The sequence below is a fragment of the Nonomuraea sp. NPDC049419 genome (assembly GCF_040676995.1).
GTDB lineage: Bacteria > Actinomycetota > Actinomycetes > Streptosporangiales > Streptosporangiaceae > Nonomuraea > Nonomuraea salmonea.
The window spans coordinates 260,327-277,479 of record NZ_JBFAQB010000007.1 but is presented as its reverse complement, the minus strand read 5'-3'; the positions used below and the strand labels follow the sequence as shown (position 1 = coordinate 277,479).

Annotated in this window: 17 protein-coding genes; 12 read left to right on the top strand and 5 right to left on the bottom strand. The window is 72.2% G+C overall.

Annotated elements, in window-relative coordinates; all coding sequences use genetic code 11:
- Positions 1 to 22: 22 nt before the first annotated feature.
- The 9 genes from AB0K12_RS23170 to AB0K12_RS23130 are packed head-to-tail and all read left to right on the top strand — an operon-like array spanning position 23 to position 8,882.
- Positions 23 to 814 carry an ABC transporter permease gene (locus AB0K12_RS23170; RefSeq protein ID WP_355421523.1) on the top strand — a complete coding sequence of 264 codons (792 nt, stop codon included), beginning with the start codon at positions 23 to 25 and terminating at the stop codon, positions 812 to 814.
- Positions 811 to 1,635 carry an ABC transporter permease gene (locus AB0K12_RS23165; RefSeq protein ID WP_364564584.1) on the top strand — a complete coding sequence of 275 codons (825 nt, stop codon included), beginning with the start codon at positions 811 to 813 and terminating at the stop codon, positions 1,633 to 1,635. Before AB0K12_RS23170 ends, AB0K12_RS23165 begins: the two co-directional genes overlap by 4 nt.
- A 4-nt stretch (positions 1,636 to 1,639) precedes the next feature.
- Positions 1,640 to 2,659 (top strand): MlaD family protein, encoded by a 1,020-nt coding sequence (locus tag AB0K12_RS23160; RefSeq protein ID WP_364564581.1) that lies wholly within the window; start codon positions 1,640 to 1,642, stop codon positions 2,657 to 2,659.
- Positions 2,659 to 3,702, top strand: coding sequence for an MlaD family protein (locus AB0K12_RS23155; protein WP_364564578.1), 1,044 nt, complete (start codon positions 2,659 to 2,661; stop codon positions 3,700 to 3,702). Before AB0K12_RS23160 ends, AB0K12_RS23155 begins: the two co-directional genes overlap by 1 nt.
- Positions 3,702 to 4,739, top strand: coding sequence for an MlaD family protein (locus AB0K12_RS23150; protein WP_364564575.1), 1,038 nt, complete (start codon positions 3,702 to 3,704; stop codon positions 4,737 to 4,739). Before AB0K12_RS23155 ends, AB0K12_RS23150 begins: the two co-directional genes overlap by 1 nt.
- Positions 4,736 to 5,761, top strand: a complete 1,026-nt coding sequence (locus tag AB0K12_RS23145) for an MCE family protein (RefSeq protein ID WP_364564572.1) — start codon at positions 4,736 to 4,738, stop codon at positions 5,759 to 5,761. Before AB0K12_RS23150 ends, AB0K12_RS23145 begins: the two co-directional genes overlap by 4 nt.
- Positions 5,758 to 6,753, top strand: a complete 996-nt coding sequence (locus tag AB0K12_RS23140; RefSeq protein ID WP_364564569.1) for an MCE family protein — start codon at positions 5,758 to 5,760, stop codon at positions 6,751 to 6,753. Before AB0K12_RS23145 ends, AB0K12_RS23140 begins: the two co-directional genes overlap by 4 nt.
- Entirely contained in the window at positions 6,750 to 8,069 is a 1,320-nt protein-coding gene (locus AB0K12_RS23135; protein ID WP_364564566.1) for an MCE family protein, read from the top strand. Before AB0K12_RS23140 ends, AB0K12_RS23135 begins: the two co-directional genes overlap by 4 nt.
- A gap of 9 nt (positions 8,070 to 8,078) precedes the next feature.
- Positions 8,079 to 8,882 (top strand): hypothetical protein, encoded by an 804-nt coding sequence (locus tag AB0K12_RS23130; RefSeq protein ID WP_364564563.1) that lies wholly within the window; start codon positions 8,079 to 8,081, stop codon positions 8,880 to 8,882.
- Here the strand turns inward: AB0K12_RS23130 and AB0K12_RS23125 are convergent, their stop codons facing one another.
- Positions 8,883 to 9,035 (bottom strand): hypothetical protein, encoded by a 153-nt coding sequence (locus AB0K12_RS23125; RefSeq protein ID WP_364564560.1) that lies wholly within the window; start codon positions 9,033 to 9,035, stop codon positions 8,883 to 8,885.
- A 65-nt stretch (positions 9,036 to 9,100) separates the two neighbouring features.
- Here AB0K12_RS23125 and AB0K12_RS23120 point away from each other — a divergent pair, with 65 nt between their 5' ends.
- From AB0K12_RS23120 to AB0K12_RS23110, 3 genes are read left to right on the top strand one after another with little or no spacing between them, the layout of a single operon-like run.
- Positions 9,101 to 9,559: a MarR family transcriptional regulator gene (locus AB0K12_RS23120; RefSeq protein WP_355421494.1), complete on the top strand. Its 459-nt coding sequence runs from the start codon at positions 9,101 to 9,103 to the stop codon at positions 9,557 to 9,559.
- A gap of 59 nt (positions 9,560 to 9,618) precedes the next feature.
- Entirely contained in the window at positions 9,619 to 10,266 is a 648-nt protein-coding gene (locus tag AB0K12_RS23115; RefSeq protein ID WP_345401667.1) for an LppX_LprAFG lipoprotein, read from the top strand.
- A gap of 45 nt (positions 10,267 to 10,311) precedes the next feature.
- Entirely contained in the window at positions 10,312 to 12,069 is a 1,758-nt protein-coding gene (locus tag AB0K12_RS23110) for an MFS transporter (protein ID WP_364564555.1), read from the top strand.
- Positions 12,070 to 12,107: 38 nt separating this feature from the next.
- Here the strand turns inward: AB0K12_RS23110 and aspS are convergent, their stop codons facing one another.
- From aspS to AB0K12_RS23090, 4 genes are all read right to left on the bottom strand, one after another.
- On the bottom strand, positions 12,108 to 13,376 hold the full coding sequence (gene aspS, locus AB0K12_RS23105; RefSeq protein ID WP_364564552.1) for an aspartate--tRNA(Asn) ligase: 1,269 nt from the start codon (positions 13,374 to 13,376) through the stop codon (positions 12,108 to 12,110).
- 266 nt (positions 13,377 to 13,642) lie between these two features.
- Complete coding sequence (gene der / locus AB0K12_RS23100) at positions 13,643 to 15,034, bottom strand: ribosome biogenesis GTPase Der (protein ID WP_345401658.1); 1,392 nt, start codon at positions 15,032 to 15,034, stop codon at positions 13,643 to 13,645.
- A gap of 38 nt (positions 15,035 to 15,072) precedes the next feature.
- Complete coding sequence (gene cmk, locus AB0K12_RS23095) at positions 15,073 to 15,729, bottom strand: (d)CMP kinase (protein WP_364564547.1); 657 nt, start codon at positions 15,727 to 15,729, stop codon at positions 15,073 to 15,075.
- Positions 15,730 to 15,782: 53 nt separating this feature from the next.
- The gene (locus AB0K12_RS23090; RefSeq protein WP_364564543.1) at positions 15,783 to 17,147 is read right to left on the bottom strand and encodes a carotenoid oxygenase family protein; all 1,365 of its coding nucleotides are present in this window, start codon (positions 17,145 to 17,147) and stop codon (positions 15,783 to 15,785) included.
- Positions 17,148 to 17,153: the final 6 nt, after the last annotated feature.

The window sequence follows — 17,153 nt, the reverse complement described above, 5'->3', positions numbered from 1 at the left end:
TCCGTAGGCGGCGGAGGTGGTGATGGCCTGGTCCGGGTACGTCGGGCGCCGGGCCGGCGCGGCCCTCGGCCAGGTCGGTGAGCTGTTCGTCATCGTGCTGGAGGGCCTGCGCCGCAGCTGGGACGTCAGGCGCTGGTTCTGGGAGTTCGTCGACCAGTGCTGGTTCCTGGCCCGCGTCACCAGCGTCCCCGTGCTGCTGGTCTCCCTGCCGCTCGGCGCCACCGTCGCGTTACAGGTGGGCGAGCTGGCCCGGCAGCTGGGCGCCGGGTCGGCCACCGGCAGCGCGGTCTTCGTCGGCCTCATCCGCGAGGTGGCGCCGCTGGCCAGCGCGCTGCTGATCGCCGGGGCCGGCGGCAGCGCCATGACCTCCGACATCGGGGCCCGCCACATCCGCGACGAGCTGAGCGCGATGGAGGTCATGTCGGTCAACCCCATCCACCGGCTGGTCACGCCGCGCATGTGGGCGGCGAGCACGATCGCGGTGTGCCTGTGCCCGCTGGTCATCGTGGCGGGCGCGGCCGGCGGCTACTTCTTCAACGTGGTGGTGCAGGGCGTCACACCGGGCGCGTACTTCGACGGGGCGCTGTCGCTGGTGGTGGCATCCGACCTGTACGTGACGCTGCTCAAGGCGTGGATCTTCGGGTTCATCGCCGCGGGGGTGGCCTGCTACAAGGGCATGACGTGCGCGACCAGCCCGGTCGGGGTGGGGCGGGCGGTCAACCAGTCGACCGTGGTGACGTTCATGCTGGTCTTCACCTTCAACTACGTCATCTCCGCGGTGTACTTCCTGGCCTACCCGCCGAGGTCGCTGTGACGGCGGCGCTGCGGGCCGTCGAGCGCTTCGCGTCCCTGTCCGACTGGCCGCTGTTCGTGGGCAAGGTGCTGTTCTACTGCGTCCGCGACGTCGTGCTCCGCCTCAAGTACGGCAAGGTCGTGTTACGGCAGGTCAGCGACGTGGTGGTGGGCGTCGGCGCGACGGTCATCGGCGGCGGCATGATCTTCGTGGTGTTCACGATGGCCTTCGTCGTGGGCGCGACCGTGGGGCTGCAGGGTTACCAGGGGTTGCAGGCCATCGGCGCGGAGTCGTTCATGGGCCTGGTGGGCAGCTTCGCCAACGTCCGCGAGATCACCCCGATCATCGCGGCGACGGCGCTGGCGGCGCAGGTCGGCTCGTCGTTCACGGCGGAGCTGGGCGCGATGCGGATCTCGGAGGAGATCGACGCGCTGGAGGTGATGGGCATCAACGCCTTCACCTACCTGATCTGCACCCGGGTCGTGGCGGCGCTGCTGGCGCTGGTGCCGATCTACCTGATCGCGTTGTTCGCCAGCTTCTTCGCCACGCGGCTGATGTGCACGGTGCTGTTCGGGCTGGCGCCGGGCGTCTACGACTACTACTTCTACCTGTATCTGCCGGTCAGCGACATCGTGTTCAGCGTCGCCAAGGTCGCGGTGTTCGCGTTCGCGGTGATCGTCATCCACTGCTTCCACGGGTTCCACGCCACGGGCGGCCCGGTGGGCGTCGGGGTGGCGGCGGGCCGGGCCATCCGCCAGTCGATCGTCACGATCGTGCTGCTCAACCTGTTGCTGTCGTACCTGTTCTGGGGTGGCGGCGGCAACATCCCGCTGACGGGGTGACGCGGTGGGCCGCAGCGACCTCTCCCTCTCCACCCGGCTCTGCATCGCGCTCGCCATGCTCGTGGTGCTGGCGGGAACCGTCCTGTACGCCGTGCGCACCGCCACCGAGGTCCCCGGCACCCGCTACGACGCCGTGTTCGGCCGGGCCGGGCAGGGCCTCGACGCCGGCTCCCCCGTGAAGATCCGCGGCATCACCGTGGGCGAGGTGACGGACGTCTCGCTCGACGCCGAGGGCAGTGCGGTGGTCACCATGCACGTGGACGACGCGATCAGGGTGCCCCGCACGGCGACCGCGTCGGTGGAGCCCGCGTCGGTGTTCGGCCCCAAGTTCGTGGACCTGCGGCCGGGGCGGGGCGAGGCGCGCGGGCCGTACCTGGCGGCAGGGGCCGTCATCACCCGTACCGAGGACCCGCTCGACCTGTCCGACACGCTCGGCGACGCCTACCGGGGCCTGCAGGCCGTGAATCCGCGCGAGGTGACGGTCATCGTGCACACCCTGGCCAAGGGCCTGGAGGGGCAGGGCGAGGACCTGCGCGAGCTGATCGGCGACGCCGGCACGGTCATGTCGGTGGCGCACCGGCAGCGCTTCCGCGCCCGGCGGTTCCTGCGCGACGGCGCGCTGCTCGGCACCGCCCTGTCCGGCAAGGGCGACGAGCTGGTCGCCATCTCCTCCGACGTCAACGTCATCACCCCCGACCTGCTCAAGCGGGCCGACAAGGTACGTGTCCTGCTGCAGGAGGTCACCTCGGTCTCCGGGCAGGTCACGCACGGCCTGGCCAAGCACAGGGGGAACCTGCGGGCCGGGGTGCACTCGGGCGAGCGGGTGGCCGCGCTCATCTACGCCCAGCTCGGCCTCGCGGGCGACGGCGTACGCGGCCTGAACACGCTGGTCGACCTGCTGAACGAGCTGATCGAGGCGCCGGGACCAGGAGGGACCAGGCAGCTGCAGGTGGAGGCGTTCCTGTCGGGCGACGTGTGCGAGCTGGTGGTGGGCATCTGCGGCCCCACCGACGGGAGGCGCTGATGGAGATCGCCCGCCGCCGCTGGACGCTGCTGCGCGCCGCGCTGTTCGTCGGCGGGTGCGTGGCGCTGATCGCGGCCATCGGCGTGCAGGTCGCGCGGGTGAGCACCGGCGACGGCTACCGGCTGGTCGCCGTCTTCGACGACGTGTCGGGGCTGGTCGAGGGCGACCAGGTGAAGATCGCCGGAGCGCCCGTCGGTCAGGTGGAGGCGATCAGGGCCGTGGACGGCCGCGCCGAGGTGACGCTGGAGGTGCAGCGGGCGATCACCGTGCCGCCCGACACCGAGGCCGCCGTACGCTGGCGCAACGCCGTCGGCCAGCGCGTGGTCTACCTGCTGCCCGGCACCGCGCCCGGCAGGCTCGCCGCCGGCGCGCGCATCGCCCGCACCTCGTCGGTGGTGGACATCGGCGAGCTGATCAGCGACCTCGGCCCGCTCACCCGCAGCCTCGACCCCGACCAGATCAACCGGCTGCTCACCGCCGCCGCCACGTCGCTCAAGGGCAACGACCGCACGATCCCGCGGCTGCTCGACAACGTCAACGCCATCACCACCACGGTCGAGCAGCGCAGGAAGACCATCGAGCAGCTGCTGAAGGACTACGCCACGGTCAGCGACGTGGTCGCCAGGCGCGACAAGCAGATCGAGCGGCTGGTGGACAACCTGGTGACGCTGTCGGAGTCGTTCGCCGACAACCGCGAGCTGGTGGACGACGCCCTGGTGGAGCTGGCGGCGACCATGCACACCACGAACGAGGTGCTCGGCAAGAACGCCGGCGAGCTGGGCTCCCTGGTCGACAACCTGTCGGGGCTGACCGGCGGCATCAGGCGCAACGTCAAGAGCATCGACCAGGCGGTCGGCACCTTCCCGCCGCTGTTCGAGCGGGCGTACTCGTCGGTCAACCGGGGCCACTACTTCATGACCGCGGTCCCCTGCCTGGCGCTCGGGCCCGCGCCCTGCCCGTACGGCATGCGCACCCCGCCGCCGCTGCGCAACACCCGCGTGCAGAGCGAGAAGGACCTGCGGAAGCTGCTGGTGGGGTCGTGATGGCGCTCAAGTCCTTCAGGGATCGCAACCGGCACGCCGTCGGGCTGGTGTCGCTGGCCACCCTCGCCGCGGTGCTGGTGGCCACGTTCCTGGTCGGCAACCTGGGGCTGCTGGAGGGCGGCTACACCATGTCGGGCGTGTTCGCCGACTCCGGCGGGGTGCGCACCGGCAACGACGTACGGGTGGCCGGCGTACGGGTGGGCGAGGTCACCGAGGTGCGCGCCGACTACGCGCAGGGCCATGTGATCGTCACCTGGCGGGTGGACGACGGCGTCCGGCTCGGCCGCGGCACCCGCGCCGACATCGCCCTGTCCAACCTGCTCGGCGGCCGGTACGTCAAGCTGTCGGGAGCCGTCTCGCCCCCGTACATGCACGAGCTGCCAGAGGGGCGGCGGCGCGTCCCGATGACCCGCACCGGAGTCCCCACCCTGGTCAACGACGCCGTCAAGGACGCGACCCGGCTGGTCGAACGCCTCGACACGAAGGCCGTGGACGACCTGCTCACCGAGCTGGGCAAGCTCGACGTCGTCAAGCGCGGCCGCGTCACCCGGCTGCTCGACGACATCGGCGACCTGTCCGACACCGTCAGCAAGAGCGAGCCGCAGCTGCGCCGGCTGCTCGACAACGGCGCCCGCGTCATGGACGTGCTGAAGAAGAAGGACGCCCAGCTCGGCCGGCTCATCGACGCCGTCGAGGTGATGCTGGAGGAGCTGCGCAGACGCAGGAAGGAGCTGCGCACGCTGCTCGGCGACGGCAGCGACCTGGTACGCAGCACCACCCGCCTGATCAAGGAGCACGAGCGCTCGCTCGTCCAGGTCCTCGACGACAACGCCGCCATCACCACCCGGCTCAGCGCCGGCAACGAGCGGCTGAACACGCTGCTGGCCTGGGCGGGGCCGACGTTCTCCGGGCTGTCCACGATGGGCGGCCAGGGGCCGTGGCTGGAGGCGATCGCGACCGGGTTGGGGCCGATCAACCCCGAGGTGCTGGCGGCCGTCACCAAGGACAGGGCGAAGGACAGGAGGAGCGACCGATGAGGCGGCTCGCCGCGGTGCTGGCGGCCTGGGTGCTCCTCGCGTCGGGGTGCACGGTGGGCGGGGCGGAGCCGTACCGGCTGGGCGCCGTCTTCGCCAAGACGCCCGCCCTGTACGAGGAGGCGCGGGTCAAGGTCATGGGCCTCGACGCCGGCTACGTGGACCGCATCCGCATCGACGGCGACCGCGTACGGGTGGACCTGCGGATCGACGCGCACGTGCCGCTGCCGTCCGGCGTCAAGGCCGTGGTCGCGCCGCAGAACACGCTCGGCGAGCGCAACGTCGTGCTCTACCCGCCGTGGAAGCCGGGCGACCGGCGCATCGCGCCGGGAGCGGTGATCCCGCTGGAGCGCACCGACCTGCCGGTGGAGATCGACGACGCGCTCGACGCGTTCACCAAGCTGACCGAGGCGCTCGACTCCCGCAAGCTGGGCGGCGTCGCGGGCGACCTCGCCGACGGCGTCAGGGGACGCGGGAAGACCATCGGCGACGCCATCAGCAGCACCTCCGAGCTGACCGGCGTGCTCGCCGCGCAGGACCAGCGGCTGGTCGAGCTGGCCAAGGGCCTCAACGAGCTGGCCACCAGCCTCAACGAGCGCGAGCGCCAGGTGACGGGCGCCATCGACGCCTTCTCCGAGGCGAGCGCGCTGCTGGCCGAGGAGCGGCGCCGGCTGCGCGGGTTCGTCACGTCCATGGCGGGGTTCGTGCGGCGCGGCGACGTGATCATCGAGCAGTACGCGGAACGCCTGCCCCAGGCCACCACGACGCTGGCCGAGCTGGTGCTGACGGTCAGGGCCAACAGCGCCTCCGTGGCGCGGGCGGTCAAGGGCGCCGCCGACTTCGCCGACGTGCTGATCGACTCCTGGGACCGCGACCAGCACGTGCTGCGGATCCGCATCGTGCTCAACGCGATGACCAGGGCGTGGCTGCGGCCGCTGTTCGACTCGCTGAACCTGGGCGAGGTGCCGTGCCTGCCCGCCGGCCTCAGCAACTGCCCCTTCGAGCGCAGGGGAGGCGGCCGATGAGGCGCGTCCTGACCCTGGTCCTCGTGGTGACGGTGACGGCGGCCTGCTCGCTGCGCACGCTCGGCGCCACCACCGGCGACCTCACGCTGTACGCGGTCTTCGACGACGTGCAGAGCCTGGTCTCCGGGCACAGCGTGCAGATCGCCGACGTGCGCGTCGGGTCGGTCACCGACGTGCGCCTGGAGGGCTACCGGGCCAAGGTCACCATGTCCGTCCAGTCGGCCCACCGGGTGCCCGCGGGCAGCACCGCGACCGTGGCCAAGACCTCCGTGCTGGGCGAGAACTACGTCCTGCTCACCCCGCCGCCCGGCAGGGACCTGGCCACGGGTCCGTACATGAAGGACGGCGCCACCATCTCCGAGACCTCGGTCGAGCCGGACATCGAGCAGGTCACCGCCAGGGCGGGGCCGCTCATCGAGGCGCTCGGCGCGCAGGACGTCAACGCCGTGCTGGACGCCGCGTCCACCGCCTTCGCCGGGCAGGGCGACGAGGTCAACCGGCTGATCAGGCAGACCGCCGAGGTCACCGACGCCTACGCGGCCGCCAGGAAGGACCTCGCCACCTCCATCGACGCCCTGGCGAAGCTCGGCGACGACCTGGCCGAGGGCAGCGGCGAGCTGGACCGGCTGCCCGGCACGCTGGCCGCCGCCACCGACCGGCTCGCCCACGGGCGCAAGCACGTCAAGAAGGCCGTGGTCGCCCTGACCAAGCTGGCCGAGCAGGCCAACCTCACCGTCTATCCGCGCCACGCCGCCCGGCTGCGGACGCTGCTGCGCGAACTGGAGGGCATCTCCTCGGCCATGCAGCGCGGCGGGCAGGACCTGAAGGGGCTGGTGGCCAGGTTGCAGAAGTTCATCGACGCGCCGCCGATCACCGTCAACGGGCAGGTGCTCACGTACGTGTGGCTGCGCGGCGTGCTGCTGCCCGAGCCGGGCAGGCCCGTGCGTGACACCGTGGACGCCGTCCGCCGGTTGCTGGAGCCGCCGCGATGAAGAACCGGGTCGCGCTCAATCTCGGGTTCTTCGTGGCGCTCGGGGTCGTCATGACGGTGTGGGCGTTCACCACGATCATCCGGCTGGACGCCGTCGAGCGGCCGTACCGGGTGTCGGCCGAGTTCGCCTCCTCCCCCGGCCTGATCCGCGGGTTCGACGTCGCCTACCTCGGCGTACGGGTCGGGAAGATCGGCGACGTGCGGCTCGCGCCCGGGAAGATCGTGGTCGGGCTGGACATCGACAGGGAGATCAGGCTGCCGAAGGGCGTCACCGCCGAGGTGCGGCGCCGCTCCGCCGTCGGGGAGCCGTACGTCGAGCTGTCGCCGCCCGCCACCGGCGTCACCGGGGCCAGGCTCGCCGCCGGCGACACGATCCCGCTGGCCAGGACCGCCGTGCCGCTCGACTACAAGAAGCTGTTCGAGGGCGTCGGAAAGCTGCTGAACGCGGTGCCGCCCGAGGACGCCGAGACCATCGTGCACGAGCTGGCCGTCGCGCTCGACGGGCGGGCGCCCGCCATCAGGCGCATCATCGACGACGCCCACACCCTGACCGGCACGCTGGCCGACAACGCCGACGTTCTGGACGACCTGTCGGTGCAGCTCACCCGGCTCACCCACACGCTGGCCGGCAAGCGGGGCGAGCTGGCCTCCGGCATCACCGACCTGAGCACGGTGACCGCGACGCTGCGGGCCTCACGCAAGGACCTGAACGCCGTCCTCGATCGTGGCCCTGGCGTGTTCGGGCAGCTCGACGCGGCCGTACGGGCCTCGCGGCCGGGCTTCTCGTGCCTGCTGACCGCCGCCGGGCTGCCGCACCGGCCCGCCTTCTCCGCCGCCACCGAGCGGAACGTGCACCACCTGCTCAGCATCGTGCCGACCGCGCTGAGCCTCGCCGACGACATCAGCGACCGGCGCGGCGACACCGTGTACGGGCGGGCCGAGTTCCTGTTCAGCGTCCCCGGCGGGCCGACGCCGGCCGAGGAGTACGCGGGGCCGCTCGGGCCGCCCACCGTGCCCCGGCTGCGCGCCTGCCCCGACCGTGACCCCGAGCCGCGCCCCGGCCGCTCCGGCGACCGGTACCACGAGGTCGCCGACCCGGAGCCGTCCGGACGTCCCTCGGCCCGGGACACCCCTGGAACTGATCGGAGCAAGACCCCCGCACGCACCTCGGACCCCGTCGCCGCCCCCACCGGCGGCCCCGGGCCCTCCGACCCCCTGGACAACGCCCCGCTGATCGTCGCGATCATGCTCGCCGTGCTGGCGGGCGGCGGCGTCGTGGGCTGGACCGCCGCGGGCCGCGCCGCCCGCCGCCGATGAGGAGCCCCCATGACCACCCGGCACCCGACCGCCCCCGACACCCAGGAAGACCCACCCCTGCCCGTCTCCGAGCCCGCCGCTGAGCCTGCCCCCGCCTCCGCCTCTGAGCCTGCCCCCGCCTCCGGCTCTGAGCGCGCCGGCTCGGCCGAGCCGGCCCCTGCTCGTGCCGGCTCCCCCGCCGAACCGGAGGCCGCCGCCGAGGCGGCCCCCTCGCCCGAGGCGCCCGCCACGACCGGGCAGGACGCGCGTTCGAGGGGTGGGTTCACGCGGGCCAAGCTGGTCGGGGCGCTGGGCGCGATGCTGGTGGTCGCCGTCGCGGCCACCGCCGTGCTGCAGTGGGTCTCGGCGACCCGCGCTCAGGAGGCCACCGCCCGGCTGGAGGCCGAGCGGGCGCTGCGGGTGGAGGTGTCGGGTGCGGCGGGCGCGTTCAGCCGGGCCCTGCTCAGCTACGACTACCAGAACCTGCAGACCACCCGGGGCACGCTGGCCGCCCAGGCGACGGGCGACTTCCTGGCGACCTACGACGCGGCGTTCGGCGGCGCGATGGCCCAGGTCATCGTCAAGCTCAAGGCCACCTCCCAGGCGACCGTGCGCGAGGTCTACCTGGCCGACGTGGACGAGGCCACCGCCCACGCCATCGTGGTCGTCGACCAGCAGGTCAACACCTCGGAGGCGATCCGCTCCGTCAAGGACTCGCACCTCAAGATCAGCCTGGTGAAGGAGAAGGGCACCTGGAAGATCAACGAGGTGACGGTGCTGGGCGCGGCGTCGGAGGACCAGTACGACCTGGACGGCAAGCCCACCAAGGAGTGATCAGCGGCGCGTGGGCGTGGGGCCGAGGAACACCTGCTCGACCTCGGGGAACCGATCCCGCAACCGCCGATCCACCTCGTCACAGGCGATCTCGAGACCGGCGGCGCCGGCCTCGTCCCGGACATCGACCTCGGCGGCGCCGGCCACGAGCACGGTGGCCAGGCTCTCCCGGCTTCCCGCCCATAGCGTTCAACCTCACGTGCGCTAGATTGGGGATCATGCGCGAGCCCCGGTGGCTGTCCCCGGCCGAACAGCGTGCGTGGCGCACGCACCTGGCGGTGCACAAGCTGCTCATGCACCGGCTCGACCGCGAGTTGCACGCGCACTCGCTCTCGCTCAACGACTACGAGATCCTCGTCAACCTCTCCGAGAGCCCGGGGCGCCGCATGCGCATGAGCGAGCTGGCCGACGTCACCATCCAGTCGCGCAGCCGGCTGTCGCACCAGATCTCCCGCATGGAGGCCAAGGGGCTGGTGACCAGGGAAGACTGCCGCGACGACCGGCGGGGCACCTACGCCGTGCTGACCGACGAGGGCTGGGAGACGATCCAGCGGGTGGCCCCCTACCACGTGAAGGGCGTGCGCGAGCACTTCGTCGACCGGCTCACCGACGACCAGCTGGAGGCGATCGAGGCGGCGTACGCGCCGATCGTCGAGCACCTGAAGAAGCTGCGCTGACACCCAACCGATATGCGCGAGGAGCCACGCGCCCTCCCGCCGATCGCTAGCATCCGGTCATGCTCAGAAAGCTACTGATCGTGGCGGTCCTCGCGCTGGCGACGGCGTGCTCGTCAGGCGGCGGGGGGCCAGAGCTGCCGGCCGGGCCCGACGTGATGAAGAAGGCCGTCGACGCCATGAAGACCGTCAAGTCGGCCAGCTTCTCCATCGCCACCGAGGGCAAGCCGGACGTGCCGCTGAAGAAGGCCGACGGCCGGCTCACGGCCGAGGGCGACGCCGACGGCACGATCACGCTCGAAGCGCTGGGCAACCTCCTCGAGGTCACCTTCGCCGTGGTGGGCGACACCGTGCACTTCAAGGGCGCCACCGGCGGGTTCCAGAAGATGACGCGGCAGCAGCTGGCGCAGATCTACGACCCTTCGGTCATCCTCGAGCCCACCAAGGGCGTCGCGCAGCTGCTCGCCTCCGGCACCGACCCCAAGGTCGAGGCCGTCGAGAACGGCTCCTACCGGGTCGCCACCACCTTCCCCGCGAACGTCGTGGGCCAGATCGTCCCCGGCGTCACGCAGGGCGTCAACGGCAAGATCTGGATCGACCAGGCCAGCAGCCGGCTCACCAAGGCCAGCCTGCCGTTGCAGGGCGGCACGGTGACCGTGTCGTTCAGCGACTACGACGCGCCGGTCACGATCAAGCCGCCCGCGGAGTGACGCACGTGCGACGGGACGTGAGGCGGGCCCTATGAGGCGGGCCCTATGAGGGGCGCCCGCCGGGTGGTGCTCGGCGCGGGCGGCGCGGTGGTGCTGCTGGCGGCGCTGGACGCGTACGTGGTGGTGACCGTCCTGGTCGCCATCGCCGGCGACGTCGGCATCCCGCTCAACCACCTCGAACGCGCCACCCCGATCGTGACGGGCTTCCTGCTGGGGTACGTCGCCGCGATGCCCCTGCTCGGACGGCTTTCCGACCGCTACGGCCGCCGCCCCCTCATCCACGCCTGCCTGGCCGCCTTCGCTCTCGGCTCCGTGCTGACGGCGTTGGCGAGCGGCGAGATCATGGTGGTGACCGGCCGCACGGTGCAGGGCGTGGCAGGCGGCGCCCTGCTGCCCATCACCATGGCCCTGATCGGCGACCTGTGGGACGAACACGAACGCCCGGTGGCCCTCGGCGCGGTGGGTGCCGCCCAGGAGCTGGGCAGCGCCCTCGGCCCGCTGTACGGCGGCCTCCTGGTCGGCATCCCCAGCACGGTGGTGGCGGGCCTGGAACTGGGCGGCTGGCACGCCATCTTCTGGATCAACGTCCCGCTGGCCGCGCTAGCCGCGCTCGCCATCCACCTCACCCTCCCACCCGGCCCGACCAGGGCCGTTGAGGCCGGCGCCAACGCGGACGAACCCCTCCATGCACCCCCACCCCCCGCCGCCCAAGGCCCCGCACCCAGCGCAGCCGTAGAAGCCGCCGCGCACGCGCGCCGCCAACCGGGCGAGACAGTCTCCGCAGCCGCAGGAGCCGCAGCCACAGGAGCCGACGCGGACGCGCGCTCCGAGTCCTCCACGGCCCCCGCGTCCGCTGCCGGCGGGCGCCCCGCCACCACCCCCGAAAGCGCCGCAGCCGGTGCGGGCGTTGCGGTCGCCACGGGTGGGCGGGTGGATCTTGTGGGTGGGGGGTTGTTGGCGTTGGCGTTGGCGCTGCTCGTGATCGGGCTTTACAACCCTGATCCGGCGGCCGCCGTCCTGCCGCCCTGGGGGGTTCCGCTGATCGTGGCGAGCGTCGTGGCCGGAGCGGGGTTCGTGTGGTGGGAGGTGCGGTCGCCCGTACGGCTGATCGATCTCACCGGCGCCCGTAAGGGGCCGCTGCTGGCCACCCTCGGGGTCAGTTTTCTGGCGGGCGCGGCGTTGCTCGTCACCATGGTGTTCGTGCCGATCACCGCCCAGACCCTGCTGGGCACCGATGAGCTGGGCGCGTCGCTGGTGCTGGCGAGGTTCCTGGCGGCGCTGACGGTGGCCGCGTTCCTCGGCGGGCTGCTCGCCCGCAGGCTGGGCGACCGGGTCGTGGCGATAGCGGGCATGATCCCGGCGGCGGCGGGATACGCGCTGATGAGCCGATGGCCGCTCGACCTGGCCGGCGCGGGCCTGACGGTCGATCTCACGCTGGCGCTGGCCGGCCTGGGCCTGGGGCTGGTGATCGCCCCGGTGTCGTCGGCGGTGCTCAGGGTGAGCCGCCCCGACCAGCACGGCGTGGCGTCGGCCGCGGTCGTGGTGGCGCGGATGATGGGCATGCTGGTCGGCATCGCGGCCGTCTCGGCCTGGGGTTTCTACCGGTTCCAGTCGCTGACGGCCCACCTGGACACGCCGCTGCCGTTCGGCGTGGACGCGGCGACGTACCAGCGGCAACTGGCCGAGTACACCGAGCTGGTGCAGGCGGCGCTGCACACCGAGTACACCGAGATGTTCCTGGTCACGGCGTTCATCTGCCTGCTGGGGGCGGCGGTCGCCGTCCGCATGCCGGCCCGCCGCTAGGGGCGGCCCCCACGAAGAGGGCCGCCCCCAGGCGGGGGTCAGGGCGACAGGCGATGCAGGTCGCGGGGGAACGCGGTGACCTGCCGGACGTTGGCGGCGCCCGTCAGGCGGGCGGTCCAGCGTTCGAGCCCGAGGGCGAACCCGCCGTGCGGCGGCATCCCGTACCGGAACGCCTGGAGGTACCCCTCGTACGGACCGGTCCCCTCGCCCCGGGCGGCCAGCGCGCGGACGTAGTCGTCGTAGCGGTGCAGCCGCTGCCCGCCCGTCACCAGTTCGAGCCCGCGGAAGAGCAGGTCGAACCCGTTGGAGTAGCCGGGCCGCGCGGGGTCGGGATGGGTGTAGAAGGGCCGCTTGGACATCGGGTAACCGGTGACGAACAGGAACTCCGACCCGTGCTCCCGCTCGGCCCACTCCGACAGCCACCGTTCCTGCCCGGGCGACAGGTCGGGCTCGGAGGAGGAGGTGAGCCGCTGCGCCTCGGTGAAGTGCACGGAGGGGATCTCCGCGGGCACCTCGGGCACCCGTACGCCGAGCAGCGAAAGGGCCTGCGACGCCCGCCGGCGTACGGACTCCAGCATGCCCGCCACCACCTCCCGCAGCACCGCCATCACGTCCCGGTGGTCGCGGACGAAGCCGAGCTCGGCGTCCAGGCTGGTGTACTGGGCGAGGTGCCGTACGGTGTCGTGCGGCTCGGCCCGGAAGACGGGCCCGACCTCGTAGACCCGCTCGAACACCCCCACCATCGCCTGCTTGTAGAACTGCGGCGACTGGGCGAGGTAGGCGGGCCGCCCGAAGTAGTCGATGGCGAAGACGTTCGCCCCGGACTCGGTGGCCGAGCCGACGATCTTCGGTGTGTGGATCTCGGTGAACCCGAGCCGGTCGAGCGTCTCCCTGAACCCGGCCACGCCGGCCGCCGCGATCTCCAGCGGCGCCCGCAGCAGCGGGTGCCGCAGCGCGACGGGCGCGTGGTCGAGCACGGTCGGCAGCCCGGCGCCGACCACGGGCCGGTAGAGGTCGAACGGCGGCGCCGTGCCCGGCTCGGCCAGCGCCTCGATCGAGGGCGAGACCAGCTCGTGGCCGCCCGGGGCCTGCGGGTTGACGGCCACCGTGCCGGTGACCGCGACCACGCTCTCCTCGGGCGGCAGGACGGCTTCTGAGCCGGTGACCGCCTGGGCGAGCCCGGCGCGGTCGCGTACGACGAGGAAGGAAACGGACTTCAGCTGCCGGCGGCGATGGACCCAGCCGGCGATCGTCACTCGTTGTCCCGCGTGCTCGGCGAGCTCCGCGGAGAGAATACGAGAGATCATCACAACTCCTGCGAGACGTGGATGACCCCTTGGGAGTGCGGGGGAGAAGGGAGCTCCCGGTGCCACCGCACTTTCGCCGCCCCCGCGAAGGGGGCGGCCTCGAAACGACCCGATGACGGGGGTCAGGCCGGCGGGGCATTTCCTCCCCGCGCTCGGGAGTGTCTTCACCGGCGGGTCACGGCGCCGCCTTCGCAGCTACCGGCAGCTCTCTGAGGCCGTGGTGCCCGCGGTTACTCGTCTCCGTCAACGCGTTGCCGCAGACCTTATCACTTGTCCTTCTTGGCGCGCTTCTCCCTGATCTTCATCGTCACCTCGATCGGCGAGCCCGCGAAGCCGAACTCCTCGCGGATGCGCCGCTCGATGAAGCGCCGGTAGGTGTCCTCCAGCCAGCCGGAGGTGAACAGCACGAACTTGGGCGGCTCGACCGACGCCTGCGTGGCGAAGAGGATCTTCGGCTGCTTGCCGCCGCGCACCGGCGGCGGGGTCTCGTGCACCAGCTCGGTCAGGAACGCGTTGAGCCGCGCCGTGGGCACCCGCGTGGACCACGAGTCGAGCGCCTTCTCCAGGGCGGGCACGAGCCGGTCGAGGTGGCGCCCCGTCTTGGCGGAGATGTTGACGCGCAGCGCCCACGGGGTGCGGACGAGCTGGCGGTCGATCTCCCTCTCGAGGTAGTAGCGCCGGTCCTCGTCGAGGAGGTCCCACTTGTTGAAGGCGACCACCATGGCCCGGCCCGACTCGATGACCAGGCCGATGATGCGGAGGTCCTGCTCGGTGAGCGGCTGGCTGGCGTCGATGAGCACGACCGCGACCTCGCTGCGCTCAAGGGCGGCGCGGGTGCGCATGGCGGCGTAGAAGTCGGCGCCCTGCAGCTCGCGGTCGCGCCGGCGGATGCCGGCGGTGTCGACGAAGCGCCAGGTGCGCCCGCCCAGCTCGATCAGCTCGTCGACGGGGTCGCGGGTGGTGCCGGCCATCGGGTCGACGAGCACGCGCTCCTCCCCCGCCAGCTTGTTGAGCAGCGAGGACTTGCCGACGTTGGGCTTGCCGAGCAGCGCGACGCGGGCGGGCCCGCGCTCGGCCTCGAACGTGAGGCGCGGCGTCTCGGGCAGCGCGTCGAGCACGACGTCGAGCAGGTCGCCGCTGGAGCGCCCGTGCAGCGCGGAGACGGGGTAGGGCTCCCCGAGCCCGAGCGACCACAGCGCGGCGGCCTCCAGCTCGAGCTGCTGGTTGTCGACCTTGTTGGCGGCCAGCACGACCGGCTTGCCCGACTGGCGCAGCACGGAGCCGACGATCTCGTCGGCGTCGGTGGCGCCCACGGTGGCGTCGACCACGAACACGATCACGTCGGCCAGCTCGACGGCGACCTGCGCCTGCTCGGCGATGCGCAGGTTCATGCCCGTGGCGTCGGGGTCCCAGCCGCCGGTGTCGACGACCGTGAAGCGGCGGCCACGCCAGTTGGCGTCGTAGGTGACGCGGTCGCGGGTCACGCCCGGCACGTCTTCGACGACCGCCTCACGGCGGCCGATGATGCGGTTGACCAGCGTGGACTTGCCGACGTTGGGCCGGCCCACGATGGCGACGACCGGAAGCGGCGTGGCGTCTTCGTGCTCGCCGATCTCAAGCTCGTCGAGGTCGGCCTCGACCCAATCCCCCGTTGTCACGATTTTTGTCCTTTGTGAGTCCCGCACCGGACTTCGGGTCAGGTGCGCTCTTTGACCAGTCTCAACACCTCCGCGATGACCTCGTCCAAGGTCAGCGCGGTGGTGTCGAGCTCGATGGCGCCATCCGCCATCGAGAGCGGGTCTGTCTTACGTGTCGAGTCAAGAGTGTCACGCCTGGCCAGGGCCTCGCGCTGCGCCTCGACCGTCGAGCCCGCCACCTCGGCGCTGCGCCGCAGCGCACGGGCCTCGGGGCTGGCCGTCAGGTAGACCTTGACGGTGGCGTCGGGGCAGACGACCGTGCCGATGTCGCGGCCCTCCACCACGATGTCACCGGCGCCGACGATCTCGCGCTGGAGCGCCACCAGGCGGGCGCGCACCTCGGGGACGGCCGCCACGGCCGACACCGCGCCGGTCACCTCGGCCTCCCTGATCGGCCCCGCCACGTCGACGCCGTCGACGTGGATGGTGGGACCGTCGGGGTCGGTGCCGGAGGCGACGGCCGGCTCGCCGCAGCGGGCCGCGATCGCGGCCGGATCGGCGAGATCGACGCCCTGGCGCAGCATCCACCAGGTCATCGCGCGGTACATCGCCCCGGTGTCCAGGTAGCGCAGGCCCAGCGCGCGGGCTACCCCGCGCGACACGCTCGACTTACCCGACCCCGAAGGGCCGTCCATCGCGACGACCAGACCGGTCACGGCCTCTCCCTCTTCACGTTTCAGCTTGCCTCGAAGAGGCTACCGCCTCCGGCTCAGTCGGCGATCCAGCTCGCGTGAAAGCCGAGCGGCACGCGGGCGGGCAGGTGCACGGTGGCGAGGGGCTCGCCGGTGAAGTCCTGGGCGGACAGGATCACCAGGTCGCCCGCGCCCCGCTCGGGGTTGTTGACGTAGGAGAGCACGTATCCGTCGTCCTCGCCCTCCCCTGCGGGGACGAAGACCGGCTCGCCCGCGAACGCCTCGCGGCCCATCCGCCGCGTCTCCTGCGTCCCGCGCTCCAGGTCGTGCTTGATCAGCCTGTTGTCGAACGCCGTGTGGGGCATGTCCTCCAGATCGGTGGCGCCCGGGTAGAAGCGCTCCTCCATGTCCAGGGTGGCGGCGGTGTAGCCGTAGCGGTACGGCCGGCCGGTGCGGCGCTCGTCCATGCGCGGGAACTCCTGCGCCCGGTCGTCGAGCCGGGTCTCGGACACCCGCCCTGTGCGCAGGTCGATGCGCCAGCGGTCGAGCGTGGGCGTGCCGCCGAGGTCGAGCCGGGAGTCCAGGAAGCGCTTGGGGTAGCGGACGACGTCCACGACCACCTCATCGCCCTCCTCGTACGCGTTGAGCGTGTGGAACACCCAGCACGGCGCCACCTCGAACCAGCGCACCTCGCCGGTCGCGCGCGACAGGAGCCCGAGCCGCGCGCCGTGGTCCTCGTCCCAGGCGACGGGCAGCGGCGAGCCCTTCTCGGCGTGCGGCATGCTGAACGTCACCGGCAGGTCATAGATCACCACGAACCGCTCGGTGAGCGCGAAGTCGTGCATCATCGGCGCGTCGGGGACCGGGATCTTCCTGACCTCGGTCACCACGCCCTTGTCGTCGATGACGATGTGCTGGTGGTGGTCCCAGCCGAAGAAGTACGCCATCGCGTGCAGCTCGCCGGTGAACGGGTCGAGGTGGGCGTGGCCGGTGTAGCCGCCGGGCAGCCCGCCGTCGAAGTCGCACGGCCCGATCGTGTCGAGCTCGTAACTCAGCTCGTACGGCCGCGCGCCCCCTTCCTGCGTCGCGAACGTGCGCCCGGCCAGCCCGATCACGTGGGTGTTGGGCGCGAAGTCGAGGCCGGAGTGCACCGGCCCTGGCCGCGGTTCCTCGCCGAGCCGCCGCGCGACGGGGGCGCTGCGCACCCACCGGTTGCGGTACCACTCGGCGCGGCCGTCGCGCAGCCGCACCCCGTGCACCATGCCCTCGCCGATGAGCAGGTGGGCGGCGCCGGGGTCGTCGAGGCCGAGCGGGTTGGGTCCGTTGCGCAGGAAGCGGCCGTTCAGCTCGGCCGGGATGCGGCCGGTGACCTCGAGGTCGAAGGCGGTGACCTCCTCGGTGGCCGGGGCGAAGCCGCCGGTGAACGGGGTGGTGCTCATCATGCTCTC

What these genes read in the sequence shown, in the direction of transcription:
- AB0K12_RS23170 (WP_355421523.1), top strand. Translation starts at nt 23, where the DNA reads ATGGCCTGGTCCGGGTACGTCGGGCGCCGGGCCGGCGCGGCCCTCGGC.
- AB0K12_RS23155 (WP_364564578.1), top strand. Translation starts at nt 2,659, where the DNA reads ATGGAGATCGCCCGCCGCCGCTGGACGCTGCTGCGCGCCGCGCTGTTC.
- AB0K12_RS23150 (WP_364564575.1), top strand. Translation starts at nt 3,702, where the DNA reads ATGGCGCTCAAGTCCTTCAGGGATCGCAACCGGCACGCCGTCGGGCTG.
- AB0K12_RS23145 (WP_364564572.1), top strand. Translation starts at nt 4,736, where the DNA reads ATGAGGCGGCTCGCCGCGGTGCTGGCGGCCTGGGTGCTCCTCGCGTCG.
- AB0K12_RS23140 (WP_364564569.1), top strand. Translation starts at nt 5,758, where the DNA reads ATGAGGCGCGTCCTGACCCTGGTCCTCGTGGTGACGGTGACGGCGGCC.
- AB0K12_RS23135 (WP_364564566.1), top strand. Translation starts at nt 6,750, where the DNA reads ATGAAGAACCGGGTCGCGCTCAATCTCGGGTTCTTCGTGGCGCTCGGG.
- AB0K12_RS23130 (WP_364564563.1), top strand. Translation starts at nt 8,079, where the DNA reads ATGACCACCCGGCACCCGACCGCCCCCGACACCCAGGAAGACCCACCC.
- AB0K12_RS23120 (WP_355421494.1), top strand. Translation starts at nt 9,101, where the DNA reads ATGCGCGAGCCCCGGTGGCTGTCCCCGGCCGAACAGCGTGCGTGGCGC.
- AB0K12_RS23115 (WP_345401667.1), top strand. Translation starts at nt 9,619, where the DNA reads ATGCTCAGAAAGCTACTGATCGTGGCGGTCCTCGCGCTGGCGACGGCG.
- AB0K12_RS23110 (WP_364564555.1), top strand. Translation starts at nt 10,312, where the DNA reads ATGAGGGGCGCCCGCCGGGTGGTGCTCGGCGCGGGCGGCGCGGTGGTG.
- aspS (WP_364564552.1), bottom strand. Translation starts at nt 13,376, where the DNA reads ATGATCTCTCGTATTCTCTCCGCGGAGCTCGCCGAGCACGCGGGACAA.
- AB0K12_RS23090 (WP_364564543.1), bottom strand. Translation starts at nt 17,147, where the DNA reads ATGATGAGCACCACCCCGTTCACCGGCGGCTTCGCCCCGGCCACCGAG.